We start from the raw sequence: 15,189 nt of genomic DNA, 5'->3' as shown, positions 1-15,189 counted from the left end.
CCTGATCAGGCCCGCTTGGACTTTTTCAGGTCGGCGACACGGGCCTGCCGGCGCTCCTCGTGCTTGGCCAGCAGTTCCTTGAGGTACTTGCCGGTCCAGCTGGCCTCGACCTTGGCCACGTCCTGGGGCGAGCCCACGGCGACGATCTGGCCGCCGCCGTCGCCGCCCTCGGGACCGAAGTCCAGCAGCCAGTCGGCGGTCTTCACCACGTCGAGGTTATGCTCGATGACGACCACGGTGTTGCCCTGGTCGACCAGCTCGTGCAGCACCTCCAGCAGCTTCTTGGTGTCCTCGAAGTGCAGGCCCGTGGTCGGCTCGTCGAGGATGTAGAGCGTGCGGCCGGTGGCGCGCTTGGAAAGCTCCTTGGACAGCTTCACCCGCTGGGCCTCGCCGCCCGACAGCGTCGTCGCCTGCTGGCCCACCTTGATGTAGCTGAGCCCCACGCGCTTCAGCGTCTCCATCTTGTCGCGGATCGGCGGCACGGCCTTGAAGAAGTCGGCGGCCTCTTCCACCGTCATGTCCAGCACGTCGGCGATGGTCTTGCCCTTGAACAGCACGTCCAGGGTTTCGCGGTTGTAGCGCTTGCCCTTGCAGATATCGCAGGTGACGTAGACGTCGGGCAGGAAGTGCATCTCGATCTTGATGACGCCGTCGCCCTGGCAGGCCTCGCAGCGGCCGCCCTTGACGTTGAACGAGAAGCGTCCCGGGCCGTAGCCGCGCGCCTTGCTTTCCGGCAGCTGGGCGAACCAGTCGCGGATCGGGCCGAAGGCGCCGGTATAGGTGGCCGGGTTCGAGCGCGGGGTGCGGCCGATCGGCGACTGGTCGATGTCGATGACCTTGTCGAAGTTCTCCAGGCCCTCGATCCGCTCGTGCGCGGCCGGGGCGTCCGAAGCGTTGTTCAGGCGGCGCGCGGCGGCCTTGTAGAGGGTCTCGATCGTGAAGGTCGACTTGCCGCCGCCGGAGACGCCGGTGATGCAGGTGAAGGTGCCGACGGGGATTTCGCCCGTGACGTCCTTCAGATTGTTGCCCTTGGCGCCGATGACCTTGAGCGTCTTCTTCTTGTTGATCGGGCGACGCTCTTCGGGGACGGCGATCTCGCGCTCGCCGGTCAGGTACTGGCCGGTGACGCTGGCCGGGTTGGCCATGATCTGGTCGGGCGTGCCCTGGGCGACGATCTCGCCGCCATGGACGCCGGCGGCCGGACCCATGTCGATCACGTAGTCAGCGGTGAGGATGGCCTCCTCGTCGTGCTCGACGACGAGCACCGAGTTGCCCAGGTCGCGCAGGCCCTGCAGGGATTGCAGCAGCCGAGTGTTGTCGCGCTGGTGCAGGCCGATCGACGGCTCGTCGAGCACGTAGAGAACGCCCGTCAGGCCGCTGCCGATCTGGCTGGCCAGGCGGATGCGCTGGCTTTCGCCGCCCGACAGGGTGCCCGAGCCGCGCGACAGGTTCAGGTAGTCGAGGCCGACGTCGACCAGGAACCGCAGGCGGTCGTTGATCTCCTTCAGGATCCGCCGGGCGATCTCCAGCTGCTTGTCGCTGAGGTGGCCCTCCAGGGCGCTGAACCAGTCGCGGGCCGGGCGGATGGCCAGGTTCGAGACGGCGGCGATGTCGAGGCCGTGCACCTTCACGGCCAGGGCCTCGGGCTTCAGGCGCTTGCCGCCGCAGGCCTCGCACGGGGTGTCGGACTGATAGCGGCCCAGTTCTTCACGCACCCACGAGCTGTCCGTCTCGCGCCAGCGGCGCTCAAGGTTCGGCAGCACGCCCTCGAAGGGCTTGTCGACCTCGTACTTGCGGGCGTTGTCGTCGTAGGTGAACTTGATCTTCTCGCCCTTGGAGCCGTTCAGCACCACGGTGCGGGCCTTTTCCGGCAGCTTGTACCAGGGCTCGTCCATCGAGAAGCCGTAGTGGCGCGCCAGGGCCTGCAGGGTCTGGGTGTAGAGCGGCGAGGGACCCTTGGCCCACGGGGCGACCGCGCCCTTGTGCAGGCTCTTGTCCTTGTCCGGGATGATCAGGTCGGCGTCGAAGGCGAGCTTCGCGCCCAGGCCGTCGCAGGTGGGGCAGGCGCCCGCCGGGTTGTTGAACGAGAACAGGCGCGGCTCGATCTCGGCGATGGTGAAGCCGCTGACCGGGCAGGCGAAGCGTTCGGAGAACAGGAGGCGCTTGGGCTCCTTCTCGCCTTCCTCGATGGTGGCCCATTCGGCCACGGCCAGGCCGTCGGCCAGGCGCAGGGCCTGTTCCAGGCTGTCAGCCAGGCGCTGCTCCATGCCGGCCTTGGTCACCACGCGGTCCACGACCACGTCGATGTCGTGCTTGAACTTCTTGTCGAGGGCCGGGGCGTCCTCGATCGGATAGTACTCGCCGTCGATCTTCAGCCGCTGGAAGCCGGCCTTCTGCCACTCGGCGATCTCCTTCTTGTACTCGCCCTTGCGGTCGCGAACGACGGGGGCCAGCAGATAGAGGCGGGTGCCTTCGGGCAGGACGGTGATCTTGTCGACCATCTGGCTGATGGTCTGGCTTTCGATCGGCAGGCCGGTGGCCGGCGAGTAGGGCACGCCCACCCGCGCCCACAGCAGGCGCATGTAGTCGTGGATCTCGGTCACCGTGCCGACGGTCGAGCGCGGGTTCCTGGACGTCGTCTTCTGCTCGATCGAGATGGCCGGCGACAGGCCTTCGATCAGGTCGACGTCCGGCTTGCTCATCAGTTCCAGGAACTGGCGGGCATAGGCCGACAGGCTCTCGACATAGCGGCGCTGCCCTTCGGCGTAGATGGTGTCGAAGGCCAGCGAGCTCTTGCCCGAGCCCGACAGGCCGGTCAGCACGACCAGCTCGCCGCGCGGAATGTCGACGCTGACGTCCTTGAGATTGTGCTCGCGGGCGCCGCGGACGCGGATGAAGTTCAGTTGCTCGGCCATGGTGTCCGGAACGCTCGAAGGTCGGATTGGGAGCCGCGTGGGGAGCGCGGCGCAGCGGCTATATGTAGGGTTCTGGCGCGGCATTAACACAAGAACAAGATGCGAACAAATGCCGCAGCCATCCTGCTGCCAATCCTGCTGACACCAGATGTCAGCAGACGCCCCGCGCAAGGGTCCAAAACGGGCGCCGCGCGGTCGAATTTCGGACGCCATCGAAGCGTGAGCATTCGCCGTCGGGCAATCTTCGGTGGTGGGGCGATGGGGCGGGGGCGAAAGGGGGTCGGCCGATGGGTCGTGGCGGTTCCGGCGGGCGTCGCCGCCAACCTGCTGCTGATCGGCCTGCTGTCGCTGGTCGAGCGCTCGGCGCCGCCGTCCGAGGTTCCGCCTATGCTGTTCGAGATCGACAGGCTGGAGGACGAGCCGCGTCCCGCCGAGAAACGCGCCACGGCCAGGGCCGCGCCCTCCGCCCGCTCGCGGGAGGCGTCTTCGCGGCCCTCCGCGCCGCCCGGCGCGGTCGCGGCGCCTGGCGAAGGCGAGGCTGCCTTGGCCGGCGGCCCCGCCAATCCGCAGATCGATCCGGCGTGGCAGGTCGACCCCAAGGCCCTCGACCGCTGGAAGCTGATCGAGGGCAACTCCAACTTTCGCTGGGGCCGCTATCACCGCGCCTGCCAGGGCCTGAGCAGCGAGCACATGACCGACGAGGAAAAGGACAAGTGCTGGGGCGGCTTCGCCGACAAGGCGCCGCCGACGGAACTGGGGCCTTCGGGCCGCCGCGGTCCGCGCCCGCCTTCGCGCTTCGACGCCCAGGCCCGCCAGCAGGAGCGCTGCCGCGGCTATCGGGGTTCGATCACCCCTGGATCGAAATCCGCCTCGGTGCTCGGCTTCGGCGGCGTCGCCGATCCGCCGCGCCTGCGCGACGGCGGGTGCTGAGGCGCCGCTTGCCCAGCGGCGTCTCAACCTCTACATTCGCTGCTCCACCCCTGATGGAGGCCGCCATGATCAGCCAGACGGAAGACCGCTTCGTCCTTCCCGTTTCCCTGCTCGTGGTTTCCGATGCCCGCCTTCATCACCTTGGACTCCGTTTCCGCCGCCGCGCCTGACGGCCGCGTCCTCTTCGAAAACCTGAACCTGTCGGTCGGCGCCGAGCGCGTCGGCCTCGTCGGTCGCAACGGCGCGGGCAAGTCGACCCTGCTGGCGCTGATCGCCGGCCTGCGTCCGCCCCTGGCCGGAACCGTCGCCCGCACGGGGACGGTCGGCGTGCTCGACCAGACGCCTGACCTGCCCGAGGGGGCGATCCTCGCCGACCGCCTGGGCGTGGGCGAAGCCTGGCGGCGCCTGTCGCGCATCGAGGCGGGGCAGGGCGACGACGCCGACTTCGCCGAGGCCGACTGGACCCTGCCGTCGCGGCTGGACGAGGCGCTGGCGGAGGTCGGATTGTCGGGCCTCGACCCCGACCGTCCGGCGGCGGCGCTCAGCGGCGGCCAGCAGACCCGCGCGGGCCTGGCGGCCCTGCTGCTGGCCGCGCCCGACCTGATCCTGCTGGACGAGCCGACCAACCACCTGGATGCGCAGGCCCGCGACCTTGTGGGACAGGTGCTGGCGCGCTGGAAGGGCGGGGCGATCGTCGCCAGCCACGACCGGACCCTGCTGCGCGGCATGGATCGCATCGTCGAGATCTCCAGCCTGGGCGCGGCCAGCTATGGCGGGGGCTACGACCTCTATGCCGAGCGCAAGGCCGCCGAGGTCGAGGCCGCGGGCCGGGCGCTGGAGAGCGCCGAGCGGGACGAGCGCCGCGCCGCCCGCGACGCCCAGGCCGCCCTGGAGCGCAAGGCCCGCCGCGACGCGGCCGGCAAGCGCTTCGCCGCCAGGGGCAGCGAGCCCAAGATCTTGCTGGGCGCTCGAGCCGAGCGGGCCGAGAACACCGGCGGCAAGGAGCGCCGCCTGGCCGAGCGGCTGCAGGCCGGCGCCCGCGAGGCGGTGGAGACCGCGCAGGCCCGCGTCGAGAGGGCGCGGAACCTGGGCTTCGACCTGCCGCCGACCGGCCTGCCGGCGGGCAGGCTGGTGCTGGCCATGGACGAGGTCGGTTTCGGCTGGCCGGGCCGGCCGCCGGTGCTGGCGGGCGTGAACCTGCGGCTGGCCGGTCCCGAGCGGGTGGCCGTCAGGGGAGCCAACGGCGCGGGCAAGTCGACCCTGCTGAACCTGGCGGCCGGCGTGCTGGCGCCGACGGCGGGCGCGGTGACGCGCGCGGTTCCGGCGGTGATGCTCGACCAGTCGCTGGCGATCCTGCGCGACGACGAGACGCTGCTTTCGGCCTTCCGGCGCCTGCATCCCAGCGCCGACCGCAACGCCGCCCAGGCCGCGCTCGCCCGCTTTCTCTTCCGCAACAGCGCCGCCGACCGTCTGGCGGGGTCCTTGAGCGGCGGCGAGCGCCTGCGCGCGGCCCTGGCCTGCGTGCTGGCGGGCCCGACCCCGCCGCAGCTCTTGATCCTGGACGAGCCGACCAACCACCTTGACCTCGACTCGGTCGCGGCCGTCGAAGCGGCGCTGGCCGGCTACGACGGCGCGCTGCTGGTCGTCAGTCACGACGAGGATTTCCTGGCCGGGATCGGGGTGGAGCGGGTGGTGGGGCTGTAGCCGCCTGACGGCGGCCCCCTCCGGCCCTCCGGGCCACCTCCCCCAGAGGGGGAGGATTTTCAGCGCCCAGATGCTCCCCTTCTGGGGGAGCTGTCGCGGTGCGACTGAGGGGGAGCGCCGTAGGCGCTTACCGCTTAACCCGCGCCTTCACCTCGGCGATCAGGGCGTCCAGGCTCTCGACCTGCTTGACCCCGTACTTCTCGCCGGTGATGTCGACATTGCCCTTGCGCCAGAAGCCTTCGGGGCACAGCACCACCAGCTTCCCGCTCCGCGCGTGCAGGCCCATTTCCAGCAGGCTGATCGGCGCCTGCGAGCCGGGCGTCAGGTACAGCACGATGACGTCGGCGCTCTCCAGGGCGGCCAGTTCCCACTCGACCTGGCGTCGGAACTCGGGCTCCTGCGCGACCGGCTTCCAGGCCGGGTTCCAGTCGGGCCGGCGCGGATTGAGGATCACCACGTCCTGGTCGGCCAAGGCGTCGATCACCTGGGCCTGCCAGTCGACCGCCTTGCCCATGTCGATGCTGCCGCCCAGGAACACGCGCGGCTTGGCGTGCGCGGCCGGCAGGGGCTCGGGCGAGGTGACGACGGTCGGGGCGGCCAGGGCCGTGGTCGCGGTGGACAGGGCGATGGCGGCGGTGAGAAGAGCGGCGCGGATCATGCCGGGGTTCTACGCCGGGCGCGCGACGGCGGCCACGAAACTCGACGAAACAGCGATTTCGAAGAGAAGGGCGTGGCGGTGAGAGAGGGATTCGAACCCTCGATAGAGTTTCCCCTATACACGCGTTCCAGGCGTGCGCCTTCAACCACTCGGCCACCTCACCAGCGCACTCGGGTCGGGGGCGGTTGAGACCCCCGGCGCGGGAAGGGGCGCAATATACTCAGGCAGCGACTCGTAGCAAGCGCCGTTACGGGATGAAAACGGACCTGCGACGACTTATATCGGCGGGCAAGGAACTCCCGCCTCTGAAAGGCCCCGCCATGCTGTTCAAGAAAAGCCTCGAGATGCCGACCGTCGACACCGCCCTGCCTGGGCGTGAGGCGGCGATCCCGACCGCCCAGACCCACTTCGTCAACGGCGCCCAGCTGAAGGGTCCCTATGCCGACGGCCTGGAGACGGCCGTGTTCGCCATGGGCTGCTTCTGGGGCGTCGAGCGCGTGTTCTGGAAGGTGCCGGGCGTGCTGGTCACCGCCGCCGGCTACGCCGCGGGCATCACCCCCAACCCGACCTATGAAGAAGTCTGCTCGGGCCGCACCGGCCACACCGAGGTGGTGCTGGTGGTGTTCGACCCCAAGGTCGTCACCTACGAGGCCCTGCTGAAGGTGTTCTGGGAAAACCACGACCCGACCCAGGGCATGCGCCAGGGCAACGACATCGGCACCCAGTATCGTTCGGGCATTTACGCCACCAACGACGCCCAGGCCGCCGCTGCGGCCGCCTCGAAGGAAGCCTACCAGGTCGCCCTGTCGGCCAAGGGCCTGGGCGAGATCACCACCGAGATCTCGGTGGCTGGTCCGTTCTACTTCGCCGAGGACTACCACCAGCAGTACCTGGCCAAGAACCCGGGCGGCTATTGCGGCATCGGCGGCACCGGCGTGACCTGCCCGATCGGCGTGGGCGTCGAGGCCTGATGAGCCCCGAGGCCTTTCACGCCGCCGCCATGGCGCTGCCCGCGGCGACCATGACCGTCCAGTGGGGCGACGACCAGGTCTACAAGGTCGGCGACAAGATGTTCGCCGTCATGGGACCGGGCGCGGCCCAGGGCGGGGTGTCGTTCAAGGTCTCGGACGTCGCCTTCGAGGTGCTGACCGAGACGGGGCGGGCGATCCCCGCCCCGTACCTGGCGCGGGCCAAGTGGGTGAAGCTGGGCGATCTGGCCGCGTTCGACGACGCCGAAGTCGCCGACTGGCTGAAGACGGCGCATGCGCTGGTCGCGGCCAAGCTGACGAAGAAGGTCAAGGCGCAGCTGGGGCTCTAGCCGCCTGCGGCGACCCCCTCAGTCGCGTCGCGACAGCTCCCCCAGAGGGGGAGCATCTGCAGCGATAGATCCTCCCCCTCCGGGGGAGGTGGCCCGGAGGGCCGGAGGGGGCTTTCCCCGGACTAAATCCGATCCTCCGGCGGTTCCTGCGCTCCATTCCGCATGTGCGGGCCGTGCACCACCGGCTGGCGTTCGAGGATCTGGCGGACCTTGCGCACGGCCACCGAGGCGCGGCTGCGGCGCTGGCGCCAGACCAGCAGGACCAGGGCGCCGAGGCTGGCCGCCAGGAAGGCATAGGGGCCCAGCAGCCAGGCCGCCGCCGCCAGGGCGAAGTAGTAGCCGCGAACGCCTGCGTTGAAGGCCGACAGGGCCGGGTTGAGGATGCCGCCCGCGGCCTCGGCGTACTCGGCCAGCACGGCCGGCGGCGACCAGACGGGCGTCGCGCCGATGGCGGCCAGGCAGTAGTTCATCTGGCGCAGGGCCCAGATGAAGTCGAGCAGCCCGCGGGCCAGGGTCAGCAAAACGAGGCCCAGCTTGACCTGGAACATCCAGGGCGCGGTCTTTTCCAGCACCTGCAGACCCTCGACGCTCTTCAGCGCGGTGTCGCCGCCAAACAGCACCCCGGCGGCGGCGGCGATCAGGATCAGGTTCGACGAGGCGAAGAAGCTGGCCGAGTTGATGGCGTGGCCCAAGAGCTGGCCGTCCAGCAGGGCGACCTCGCGCACCGCCATCTCGGTCATCCACCGGCGGCGGATCACCGTCATGTCGGTGTTGATCAGGTTCTTGCCCTGGCCCAGGCGCCGGAGCAGCGGCTCGTAGAACAGCCAGGCGAAGACGAAGAGCCCGAGGGCCAGGATGTCGAGAATCGGCATGGTGGACGCTGCGAAGGAACGGGAGTCGACGACAGGGGATATCGGGCGGGGCGCGCCGGTCAATCCTCGGCGATCAGGCTATGTCTTGCGGTGTCACGCAACAGGACCGAGACGACGAGGCCCACGGTCATGATCGCGGCGACATAGAGGTAGAAGCCGCTCTCGATCCCGCCGTGCTTGAAGGCCAGGCCGACCATCTCGGCGGTGCCGCCGAACAGCACGTTGGCCACCGCGTAGGGCAGGGCCACGCCCAGGGCGCGGACGTGGGCGGGGAACAGCTCGGCCTTCACCACGGCGCTGATCGAGGTGTAGCCCGACTGGAAGGTCATGCCGACGATGATCAGGGCCAGGGCGACGCCGATGGAGTCGGTGGCCGCGATGCCGCTCATGATCGGCCAGATGGTCAGGGCGCCGCCGGCGTAGGCGGCGATCAGCAGCGGCTTGCGGCCGACCTTGTCCGACAGCCAGCCGGCGAGCGGCTGCATCAGCATGAAGACGATCATGCTGATCGCGCTGATCTCGGAGGCCGCGGCCTTCTCGAACCCGGCCGTGTTGACCAGGAACTTCTGCATGTAGGTGGTGTAGACGTAGAAGGTCAGCGAGCCGCCGGCGGTCAGGCCCATGATCATCAGGGTCTCGCGCGGGTGGCGGCGCAGCAGCGGCGCGATCAGCGTGGCGAAGAACGCGACCAGGAAGGCGCCGGCCAGCACCTGGGGCATAAGGCCCGGCCGGGCCAGCGCCCAGCCGCCGGCCGCCAGGGTCAGCGCGAAGAACAGGCTGGCGAGGTTGCGCTGGCGCTTGCCGATGCCCTCGGCCGGCTTGTCGGCGGCCTTGAACGAGGCGCTCTCGTCCAGGCCTCGGCGGATCCAGAACACCACCACGGCCAGCAGGGCGCCGATCACGAACGGGATGCGCCAGCCCCAGGCGGCCAGGTCGTCCTTGTGCAGCAGGCGCTGGAGGATGATCAGCACGCCCAGCGCGATCAGCTGGCCGGCGATCAGGGTCACGTAGTGGAAGCTGGACCAGAAGCCGCGACGGCTCTTGCCCGCCATCTCGCTCATATAGGTGGCGCTGGCGCCGTACTCGCCGCCCACCGACAGGCCCTGCAGTACGCGGGCGATCAGCAGCACGGCCGGCGCGAACAGGCCGATGGTCTTGTAGTCGGGGGTCAGGGCGATGATCAGCGCCCCTGCGCACATCAGCGACACCGAGACGGAAAGGGCTGCCCGGCGTCCCGAGCGGTCGGCGTAGTGGCCCATCAGCCAGGCGCCGACCGGGCGGGCCACGAACCCCAGAAAGAACACCGCGGCCGCCTGCAGCAGCTGTACGGTCTGGTCGCCCTTGGGGAAGAAGTGCGGCGCGAAATAGAGGGTGAAGGCGGCGTAGGCGAACCAGTCGTACCATTCGACGAGGTTGCCGGCCGAGCCGCCGAGTATGGCCCGGGCGCGCTGGGCCGGGGTCAGGGAAACGGCGGCGGGCTGCGGCGCGGCGGCGTCGGTCATGCGGGCTCCCCTCGTCGGCCCTGGGCCGTTGGAAAGACCTTATGCGCGTTCGCCGCCGCGCTCCAAGAGGGGCGTCAGATCCTGCCGATGAGCACCAGGATGATGATGATCACCAGCACCAGGCCCAGGCCCCCGCTGGGGAAGTAGCCCCACGAACGGCTGTGGCCCCAGGTGGGCAGGGCGCCGATCAGCGCCAGGATCAGGATGATGATGAGGATCGTGCCGAGCATTCGGGTCTCCCATGTTCACCGGCGAACCGCGTTCGGCGCGCCTGGACTTCGGGGAGGGAATGCGGCCTGTGCGGCGACGGTTCCGCCGTCGCTTGTTCGGCTCAGCCGCCGGGGGCGTCCTCGGCCTTGCGCAGGCCGTTGGCCCACAGGGCGCCGATCACCGCGCCCTTGACGCGCGGCAGCAGCATCAGGGTCAGGGCCGCCAGCGGCAGGATGGTCAGCGGCGCGACCAGCCACGGCGAGGCCTGCCAGATGAACGGAAACAGCAGCAGCGGGGCCACGAACAGGTGGCCGACGATCAGGATCGTGAAGTAGGCGGGGCCGTCGTCGGCGGGGTAGGCGGCCAGGTGATGGCCGCAGGCCTCGCAGTCGAACTCGACCTTCAGGTAGCGCGAATAGAGCTTGCCCTCGCCGCAGTTGGGGCAGCGATGGCGGACGCCTCTCTTCATGCCGGTCAGGACGCTGGGTACGGGTCGCTCGTTCATGGCGTCCATATGGCTCCGGCGACGCTTCGCGCAAATGGCGCTTTCGGTCGCATGTGCGCTTTGGAAGCAGATATTCAGCCCGGATAAGGGCGAATGCCGAAAGAATTCATCCTGCGCGATCGTCGCGCGCGAATGAACTTGCCGGCAAGGTTAATGGTTGGCGGCTTCCGGTTAAGCTTTCTACGTCGAACGTCGTCATGCGACTTTACTTGCCGCGACGATGGCAAGTCTGGCGCAGCATTGCGGCCAGGATGGGGCGGGCGGCGCGCTTGCCTGACGGCCGGGCGCGCCGGCGCCGACAGGGACCTACTTGGCGTCGCGAGCGGTGTCGGCGACCGCGCGGCCGGCGGCCGAGACGTCGCGGCCCATGCCTTCGATGGTGTTGCAGGCCGAGACCAGCAGGGCGGCCGCGGCGGCGGCGAGGACGATGATCTTGCGCATGGGCGTTCCCGAAATAAAAAGGCGCGCGGAGCTTAGCCGCCCCGCGCGCCGCTTCAAGGTCGAGTTCTCGACCAAATTAGGGCCGGATCAGCGGATCCGGCGGATCGAGCTGACGCGGTCGTTCATGTCGCGCGGGAACACGCCCATGTCGGCCGACACCCGCCAGCAGCGGCCGCGGTAGTAGGCGTCGTCGCAGAGTTCCCACTCGCCGCGCCGGATCTGGATCGACGAGGCCTTGTCGTTGAAGCCGATCTGCACGAAGTCGGGCATGTCGCCACGCACCTCGTAGGCGCGGCCGCCGTAGCCGGCGTGCTCGAAGATCACCGCGTCGGCGCCGCGACCGCCGCCGCCGGGGCCGCCAGGACCGCCGGGGCGGCCGCCGCCCCGGACGCAGACCAGGCGGCCGTCCTGGTTCTCCATCTCGCGGCAGTCGGCGCTGGCGGTCGACCACTGCCAGCGGCCGCGACGGTCGCGGCACTCGGCGCTGATCTCGCCGCGGCGGACGTTGATGTTGCGGCAGCTCTGCTCGTAGGAGCCGCGGGGGCGTTCCTCGTAGCGGTCGCCGCGGCCGGGGCCCTGGGCGAGGGCGGGGGCCGCCGTGGCGGCGAGGGCGCTCGTCGCGGCGATCAGGGCGATGGCGGTGCGCATGGCGAAGGTCTCCCGAGAGGCCGGCGTCGAGGCCGGTTGATGCGGCCAAGCTAGTATCGCCTCGCGTGAACGTCACCTGAATGAAAACCTTGTAACGAAAGGGCGGGCCGTCTCGTCGAACGGCGCCTTGAGAAGGCCGCGCTTGATCGCCATTCTCCGGGGCATGCGCATCGCCGTCACCGCCCTTCCTGTCCTGGCCGTCCTCGCTGTCGCGGGCGGCGCGTTCGCGCAAGTCACGCGGCCCGAGCCGACGCCGGTCTCGCCGGTGACGGTGATGCCGCCCACACAGCCGCCGAAGGTGACCGCCACCTGGCCCGCTGCCGGCGAGACCGTGGCCCCGGGGATCCTGGTGCTGAAGGTCAGTTTCGACCAGAAGATGCTGCCGGGCGGCTGGAACTACGCCGCCGCGGCGGGCGGCGAGAAGCCCGAATGCGTGCGTGCGCCCCGCCTGCTGAACGACCGCAAGACCTTCGTCCTGCTGTGCAGCACCAAGCCCGGCAAGGGCTATGCGGTCGCCTTCAACGCCGTGCGCGAGGGCGGCTTCGCCAACGAGGCCGAGAACCCGGCCCTGACCGCGGAGCTGGCGTTCACGACCAGCAAGGATCCCTCGGTCTACACCCTGAAGTCGGCCATGAAGGCGGCCGGCCTGAAGGACGACGAGGCCCCGATCCAGGAAGCGCCCAAGCTTGTCGCCACGACCCCGTGAGGTCGTGATCACGCGTTGTTTCGGAACCGTTACAAACCGGGCTGCGTTGGTTGATCGGGCAGGGGCCCTCCGACGGAGCGCATTATGAAGACCAAGTTTGCTTACCTCGCCGCCGCCGCGACCCTTTCGCTGGCCGGCGCCGCCTACGCTCAAGACGCCGCCCAGCCGCCGGCCGATCCGGCCGCCGCTTCGCAGCCGTCGACCACCACGGCCCAGCCGCCGGAGTCGACCACCAGCAGCACCACCACGACCACCACCACCACGGCTCCGGCTGACAGCAGCGCCGCCGCGGCCAGTTCGGCCGGCACGCCGTCGTCCGCCAACGTCTCGGCCGACGTCGCCGTCGGCACCGAGATCAAGGACCCGGCCGGCGCGGTGGTCGGCACCGTCAGCGGCACCTCGACGGGCGCCGACGGCTCGGCCAACGTCGTGGTCAGCAGCGGCGACAAGAAGTTCGCCCTGCCCAAGGCCAGCCTGAGCGCCGGCGCCGACGGCAGCGTCAGCACCACGGCCACCAAGGCCCAGATCGACGCGGCCCTGGCCGGCGCCGCCGCCCCCAAGTAACGGGGCGAAGGTCGGGGACGAAATAACGGCGTCCCTTCTTCCGAACACGCACGAGGCCCGCCCGGCATTGCCGAGCGGGCCTCACGCTGCTAGCGATGCAGCGTAAACTTCGGCGGTCTCCGCCAGTCCGCTGACATGAGGTGTGTCGGATGGCTCCGGCCAGGAAATCCAAGGCGCGTGGTTCTGGCGCGTTGTTCTGGGATCTGTTGACCTTCGACCGACTGGTGACCGGGCCGGTCATCCACCTGATCTACTGGGCGGGCCTGGGCGTCGTGGCGCTGTTCGCCTTTTCCGTCGTCGGCGCGGCCGTGGGCTTGGCGCTGAAGGAACGCGGCGTCGCCTCGCTGCTGCTGGCTTTCCCCGTGCTGATCGCCGGCCTGCTGGTCGCCGCGGGTCTCGTTTTGCTGTGGCGCGCCTTCTGCGAGTTCTACGTCGCCGTCTTCCGGATCAGCGAAGACCTGCGCGCCCTGCGCCAGGCCAACGACGCCGACCACGCGGTGGCCACCAGCGTGCGCGGCCCGGGCGCCTAGCTCCGCCTGAACGTCTCGACCAGCGCCGCCGCGGCCGCCTTGGGGCGGCCGGCGTCGTCGAACGGCGCGGGGGCGTCGCTGGCGTTTTCCTTCTTCAGCCACGAATCCCCGTCGCGCAGGCCCCACAGGGTGAAGGCGAAGCGCTGGCGCTGCGGCAGGGCCATGAACGCCTCGGCCGCCTCGCCATAGGTGCGGGCCTGGCGGCGCTCCAACTCGGCGCGGCCCAGCAGCTTGTTGTCCGAGCGCGTCAGCGAGACGTCGAGCTCTGAGAGGTGGATCGGCAGGCCAAGGCTCGCCAGGTCCTTCATCATGGTGGTGATTTCGCCGGGGCGAATGTCGGCGGCGACGTGCATCTGGGTTCCGATGCCGGTCAGCGGCGCGCCGGACGCCAGCAGGCGCTCGGCCAGCTTCAGGAAGGTCGCCCGCTTCCTTGGCATGTATTCGAGATTGTAGTCGTTGAGCAGCAGCGTCGCGCCGGGATCCGCCTCGCGCGCCGTGCGGAAGGCCAGGGCGATGTGCTCGAAGTCGCCCAGGCGTCTGGACCACAGGCTGGTCCGCCAGCCGTCGCCGTCTTCGGCCACGGCCTCGTTGACCACGTCCCAGCCGACGACCTTGCCGCGATAGCGCCCGGCCACGGCCAGGATGTAGTTGCGATAGGCCTGCTCGAAGCTGACCCGGTTTTCGTCCAGCCGCTCAAAGGCGTCGGGGGCCTGGGCGTACCAGACCAGCACGTGGCCCAGCAGCGCCATGCCGTTGGCCGCGGCGAAGGCGGCGATCCTGTCGGGGGCGTCGAAGCGGAACGAGCCGTCCGGCTGGACGATGTATTCCATCTTCATCTGCCACTCGGGCGTCAGCTGATTGACCTGCCGGCGCAGCAGGGCGGCCAGGGCGGGATCGTCCAGATGTAGGGCCTGCACCGAGGATCCGACCCGGAACGGCGCGATCGTCTTCAGCGGCGGCAGGTTGGCCGGAACCGGCTGGCTCTGCGCCGTCTGGCCGCAGGCGGCCAGCGCCAGGCTGGAGCCGAGCACGGTGCGGCGTGAGACGTCGGACATGGCGGGCTCCCCAGGCGTTGGACGCGAGGAAAGCACGGGGAGGTTGGGGAAGGGTGAAGGCGAAAATCCCTCTCCCCTTGCGGGAGAGGGTGGCCTCCGAAGGAGGTCGGGTGAGGGGTCTCTCAGAAGTATGCGGAGAGGCCTTTCGCCCCCTCATCCGTCGGCTTCGCCGACACCTTCTCCCGCAAGGGGAGAAGGAATTTAGCGCCCGCCCATCGCCGCGCGGCGCAGGCCCAGTTCGTCGAGGGCGGCCATTTCCAGCTTGCCGACCTTCTTGATCATCGCCGCCTTGGCGGTCTCGGCGACGTGCTCGTATTTCTTGAGGTTCTCGAAGGCCAGCGACAGGGCGTCGCGGGCGCCGGTTTCCTCGATGCTGATCTGGTCGATCTCCAGCAGGGTCTCGGCGCGGCGCACCTCCAGGCCCTTGCGGTAGCCGATCATGTACCAGCCGGCCGAGGCGTCGCCCTCGGCGTTGCGCATCTCGATCTCGGCTTCGGCGTCCATCGTGGCCAGCTTCATCTGCGCGGCCTCGCGGCGGTCGACCACCTCGGCCAGGCGCTTCTGCAGCGTCTCGACCTCGTGGTTCGAGATGCGGATCAGGGAGGCGGCCCACTTGGTCATGCTGGGTTAC

General features: G+C 69.7%; 17 protein-coding genes, 1 tRNA gene and 1 pseudogene. 8 read left to right on the top strand and 11 right to left on the bottom strand.

Translation table 11 applies throughout. From position 1 onward, the window contains the following. Positions 1 to 5: 5 nt before the first annotated feature. Entirely contained in the window at positions 6 to 2,915 is a 2,910-nt protein-coding gene (uvrA, locus tag G5B46_RS05755) for an excinuclease ABC subunit UvrA (RefSeq protein ID WP_165256923.1), read from the bottom strand. A gap of 294 nt (positions 2,916 to 3,209) precedes the next feature. Between uvrA and G5B46_RS05750 the strand changes: the two genes are divergently transcribed. The 3 genes and pseudogenes from G5B46_RS05750 to G5B46_RS05745 all read left to right on the top strand — a co-directional run bounded on the left by G5B46_RS05750 (position 3,210) and on the right by G5B46_RS05745 (position 5,549). Then, positions 3,210 to 3,845, top strand: a complete 636-nt coding sequence (locus G5B46_RS05750) for a hypothetical protein (protein ID WP_165256921.1) — start codon at positions 3,210 to 3,212, stop codon at positions 3,843 to 3,845. Between the two features lie 53 nt (positions 3,846 to 3,898). Next, a pseudogene (locus tag G5B46_RS24280) lies at positions 3,899 to 3,961 on the top strand (hypothetical protein); the annotation flags it as partial. 7 nt (positions 3,962 to 3,968) lie between these two features. Then, positions 3,969 to 5,549 carry an ABC-F family ATP-binding cassette domain-containing protein gene (locus G5B46_RS05745; protein WP_165256919.1) on the top strand — a complete coding sequence of 527 codons (1,581 nt, stop codon included), beginning with the start codon at positions 3,969 to 3,971 and terminating at the stop codon, positions 5,547 to 5,549. 127 nt (positions 5,550 to 5,676) lie between these two features. On the opposite strand, the gene G5B46_RS05740 is transcribed toward G5B46_RS05745, so the two are convergent. Beyond that, positions 5,677 to 6,207 carry a nucleoside 2-deoxyribosyltransferase domain-containing protein gene (locus tag G5B46_RS05740; protein WP_165256917.1) on the bottom strand — a complete coding sequence of 177 codons (531 nt, stop codon included), beginning with the start codon at positions 6,205 to 6,207 and terminating at the stop codon, positions 5,677 to 5,679. A 73-nt stretch (positions 6,208 to 6,280) separates the two neighbouring features. Further along, positions 6,281 to 6,370 (bottom strand) — tRNA-Ser (locus tag G5B46_RS05735). Positions 6,371 to 6,527: 157 nt separating this feature from the next. Between G5B46_RS05735 and msrA the strand changes: the two genes are divergently transcribed. After that, positions 6,528 to 7,178, top strand: coding sequence for a peptide-methionine (S)-S-oxide reductase MsrA (msrA, locus tag G5B46_RS05730; RefSeq protein ID WP_165256915.1), 651 nt, complete (start codon positions 6,528 to 6,530; stop codon positions 7,176 to 7,178). Then, positions 7,178 to 7,525, top strand: coding sequence for an MmcQ/YjbR family DNA-binding protein (locus G5B46_RS05725; RefSeq protein ID WP_165256913.1), 348 nt, complete (start codon positions 7,178 to 7,180; stop codon positions 7,523 to 7,525). Before msrA ends, G5B46_RS05725 begins: the two co-directional genes overlap by 1 nt. Before the next feature lie 122 nt (positions 7,526 to 7,647). Here the strand turns inward: G5B46_RS05725 and G5B46_RS05720 are convergent, their stop codons facing one another. From G5B46_RS05720 to G5B46_RS05695, 6 genes are all read right to left on the bottom strand, one after another. Further along, positions 7,648 to 8,397: a DUF599 family protein gene (locus G5B46_RS05720; RefSeq protein WP_165256911.1), complete on the bottom strand. Its 750-nt coding sequence runs from the start codon at positions 8,395 to 8,397 to the stop codon at positions 7,648 to 7,650. A 59-nt stretch (positions 8,398 to 8,456) separates the two neighbouring features. Then, complete coding sequence (locus G5B46_RS05715) at positions 8,457 to 9,899, bottom strand: MFS transporter (protein WP_165256909.1); 1,443 nt, start codon at positions 9,897 to 9,899, stop codon at positions 8,457 to 8,459. A 74-nt stretch (positions 9,900 to 9,973) separates the two neighbouring features. Then, entirely contained in the window at positions 9,974 to 10,129 is a 156-nt protein-coding gene (locus G5B46_RS05710; protein ID WP_058347217.1) for a DUF3309 family protein, read from the bottom strand. 101 nt (positions 10,130 to 10,230) lie between these two features. Then, positions 10,231 to 10,623 (bottom strand): DUF983 domain-containing protein, encoded by a 393-nt coding sequence (locus tag G5B46_RS05705; protein ID WP_165256907.1) that lies wholly within the window; start codon positions 10,621 to 10,623, stop codon positions 10,231 to 10,233. Positions 10,624 to 10,920: 297 nt separating this feature from the next. Next, positions 10,921 to 11,055 (bottom strand): entericidin A/B family lipoprotein, encoded by a 135-nt coding sequence (locus G5B46_RS05700; RefSeq protein ID WP_058347215.1) that lies wholly within the window; start codon positions 11,053 to 11,055, stop codon positions 10,921 to 10,923. A gap of 87 nt (positions 11,056 to 11,142) precedes the next feature. Beyond that, entirely contained in the window at positions 11,143 to 11,703 is a 561-nt protein-coding gene (locus G5B46_RS05695; RefSeq protein ID WP_165256905.1) for a beta/gamma crystallin-related protein, read from the bottom strand. 142 nt (positions 11,704 to 11,845) lie between these two features. On the opposite strand from G5B46_RS05695, the gene G5B46_RS05690 reads away from it, so the two are divergent. From G5B46_RS05690 to G5B46_RS05680, 3 genes are all read left to right on the top strand, one after another. Next, complete coding sequence (locus tag G5B46_RS05690; RefSeq protein ID WP_346764874.1) at positions 11,846 to 12,409, top strand: hypothetical protein; 564 nt, start codon at positions 11,846 to 11,848, stop codon at positions 12,407 to 12,409. Between the two features lie 84 nt (positions 12,410 to 12,493). After that, complete coding sequence (locus tag G5B46_RS05685) at positions 12,494 to 12,973, top strand: hypothetical protein (RefSeq protein WP_165256903.1); 480 nt, start codon at positions 12,494 to 12,496, stop codon at positions 12,971 to 12,973. 149 nt (positions 12,974 to 13,122) lie between these two features. After that, the gene (locus G5B46_RS05680; RefSeq protein ID WP_165256901.1) at positions 13,123 to 13,503 is read left to right on the top strand and encodes a DUF4282 domain-containing protein; all 381 of its coding nucleotides are present in this window, start codon (positions 13,123 to 13,125) and stop codon (positions 13,501 to 13,503) included. Here the strand turns inward: G5B46_RS05680 and G5B46_RS05675 are convergent. Together G5B46_RS05675 and G5B46_RS05670 are read right to left on the bottom strand one after the other, a co-directional pair. Then, entirely contained in the window at positions 13,500 to 14,558 is a 1,059-nt protein-coding gene (locus G5B46_RS05675; RefSeq protein ID WP_165256899.1) for an endo-1,4-beta-xylanase, read from the bottom strand. The genes G5B46_RS05680 and G5B46_RS05675 overlap by 4 nt on opposite strands. Before the next feature lie 201 nt (positions 14,559 to 14,759). Beyond that, positions 14,760 to 15,179 (bottom strand): flagellar export protein FliJ, encoded by a 420-nt coding sequence (locus tag G5B46_RS05670; protein WP_165256897.1) that lies wholly within the window; start codon positions 15,177 to 15,179, stop codon positions 14,760 to 14,762. Positions 15,180 to 15,189 lie beyond the last annotated feature (10 nt).

The organism is Caulobacter sp. 602-2 (assembly GCF_011043625.1).
Lineage (GTDB): Bacteria > Pseudomonadota > Alphaproteobacteria > Caulobacterales > Caulobacteraceae > Caulobacter.
Note: the sequence above shows the minus strand (reverse complement) of the source record. Positions and strands in the feature narration are given on the sequence as shown.

Coding starts and splice junctions, on each gene's coding strand:
- G5B46_RS05695 (WP_165256905.1), bottom strand. CDS start 11,703: ATGCGCACCGCCATCGCCCTGATCGCCGCGACGAGCGCCCTCGCCGCC.
- G5B46_RS05680 (WP_165256901.1), top strand. CDS start 13,123: ATGGCTCCGGCCAGGAAATCCAAGGCGCGTGGTTCTGGCGCGTTGTTC.
- G5B46_RS05745 (WP_165256919.1), top strand. CDS start 3,969: ATGCCCGCCTTCATCACCTTGGACTCCGTTTCCGCCGCCGCGCCTGAC.
- G5B46_RS05720 (WP_165256911.1), bottom strand. CDS start 8,397: ATGCCGATTCTCGACATCCTGGCCCTCGGGCTCTTCGTCTTCGCCTGG.
- G5B46_RS05700 (WP_058347215.1), bottom strand. CDS start 11,055: ATGCGCAAGATCATCGTCCTCGCCGCCGCCGCGGCCGCCCTGCTGGTC.
- G5B46_RS05740 (WP_165256917.1), bottom strand. CDS start 6,207: ATGATCCGCGCCGCTCTTCTCACCGCCGCCATCGCCCTGTCCACCGCG.
- G5B46_RS05670 (WP_165256897.1), bottom strand. CDS start 15,179: ATGACCAAGTGGGCCGCCTCCCTGATCCGCATCTCGAACCACGAGGTC.
- G5B46_RS05710 (WP_058347217.1), bottom strand. CDS start 10,129: ATGCTCGGCACGATCCTCATCATCATCCTGATCCTGGCGCTGATCGGC.
- G5B46_RS05715 (WP_165256909.1), bottom strand. CDS start 9,899: ATGACCGACGCCGCCGCGCCGCAGCCCGCCGCCGTTTCCCTGACCCCG.
- uvrA (WP_165256923.1), bottom strand. CDS start 2,915: ATGGCCGAGCAACTGAACTTCATCCGCGTCCGCGGCGCCCGCGAGCAC.
- G5B46_RS05705 (WP_165256907.1), bottom strand. CDS start 10,623: ATGGACGCCATGAACGAGCGACCCGTACCCAGCGTCCTGACCGGCATG.
- G5B46_RS05685 (WP_165256903.1), top strand. CDS start 12,494: ATGAAGACCAAGTTTGCTTACCTCGCCGCCGCCGCGACCCTTTCGCTG.
- msrA (WP_165256915.1), top strand. CDS start 6,528: ATGCTGTTCAAGAAAAGCCTCGAGATGCCGACCGTCGACACCGCCCTG.
- G5B46_RS05675 (WP_165256899.1), bottom strand. CDS start 14,558: ATGTCCGACGTCTCACGCCGCACCGTGCTCGGCTCCAGCCTGGCGCTG.
- G5B46_RS05725 (WP_165256913.1), top strand. CDS start 7,178: ATGAGCCCCGAGGCCTTTCACGCCGCCGCCATGGCGCTGCCCGCGGCG.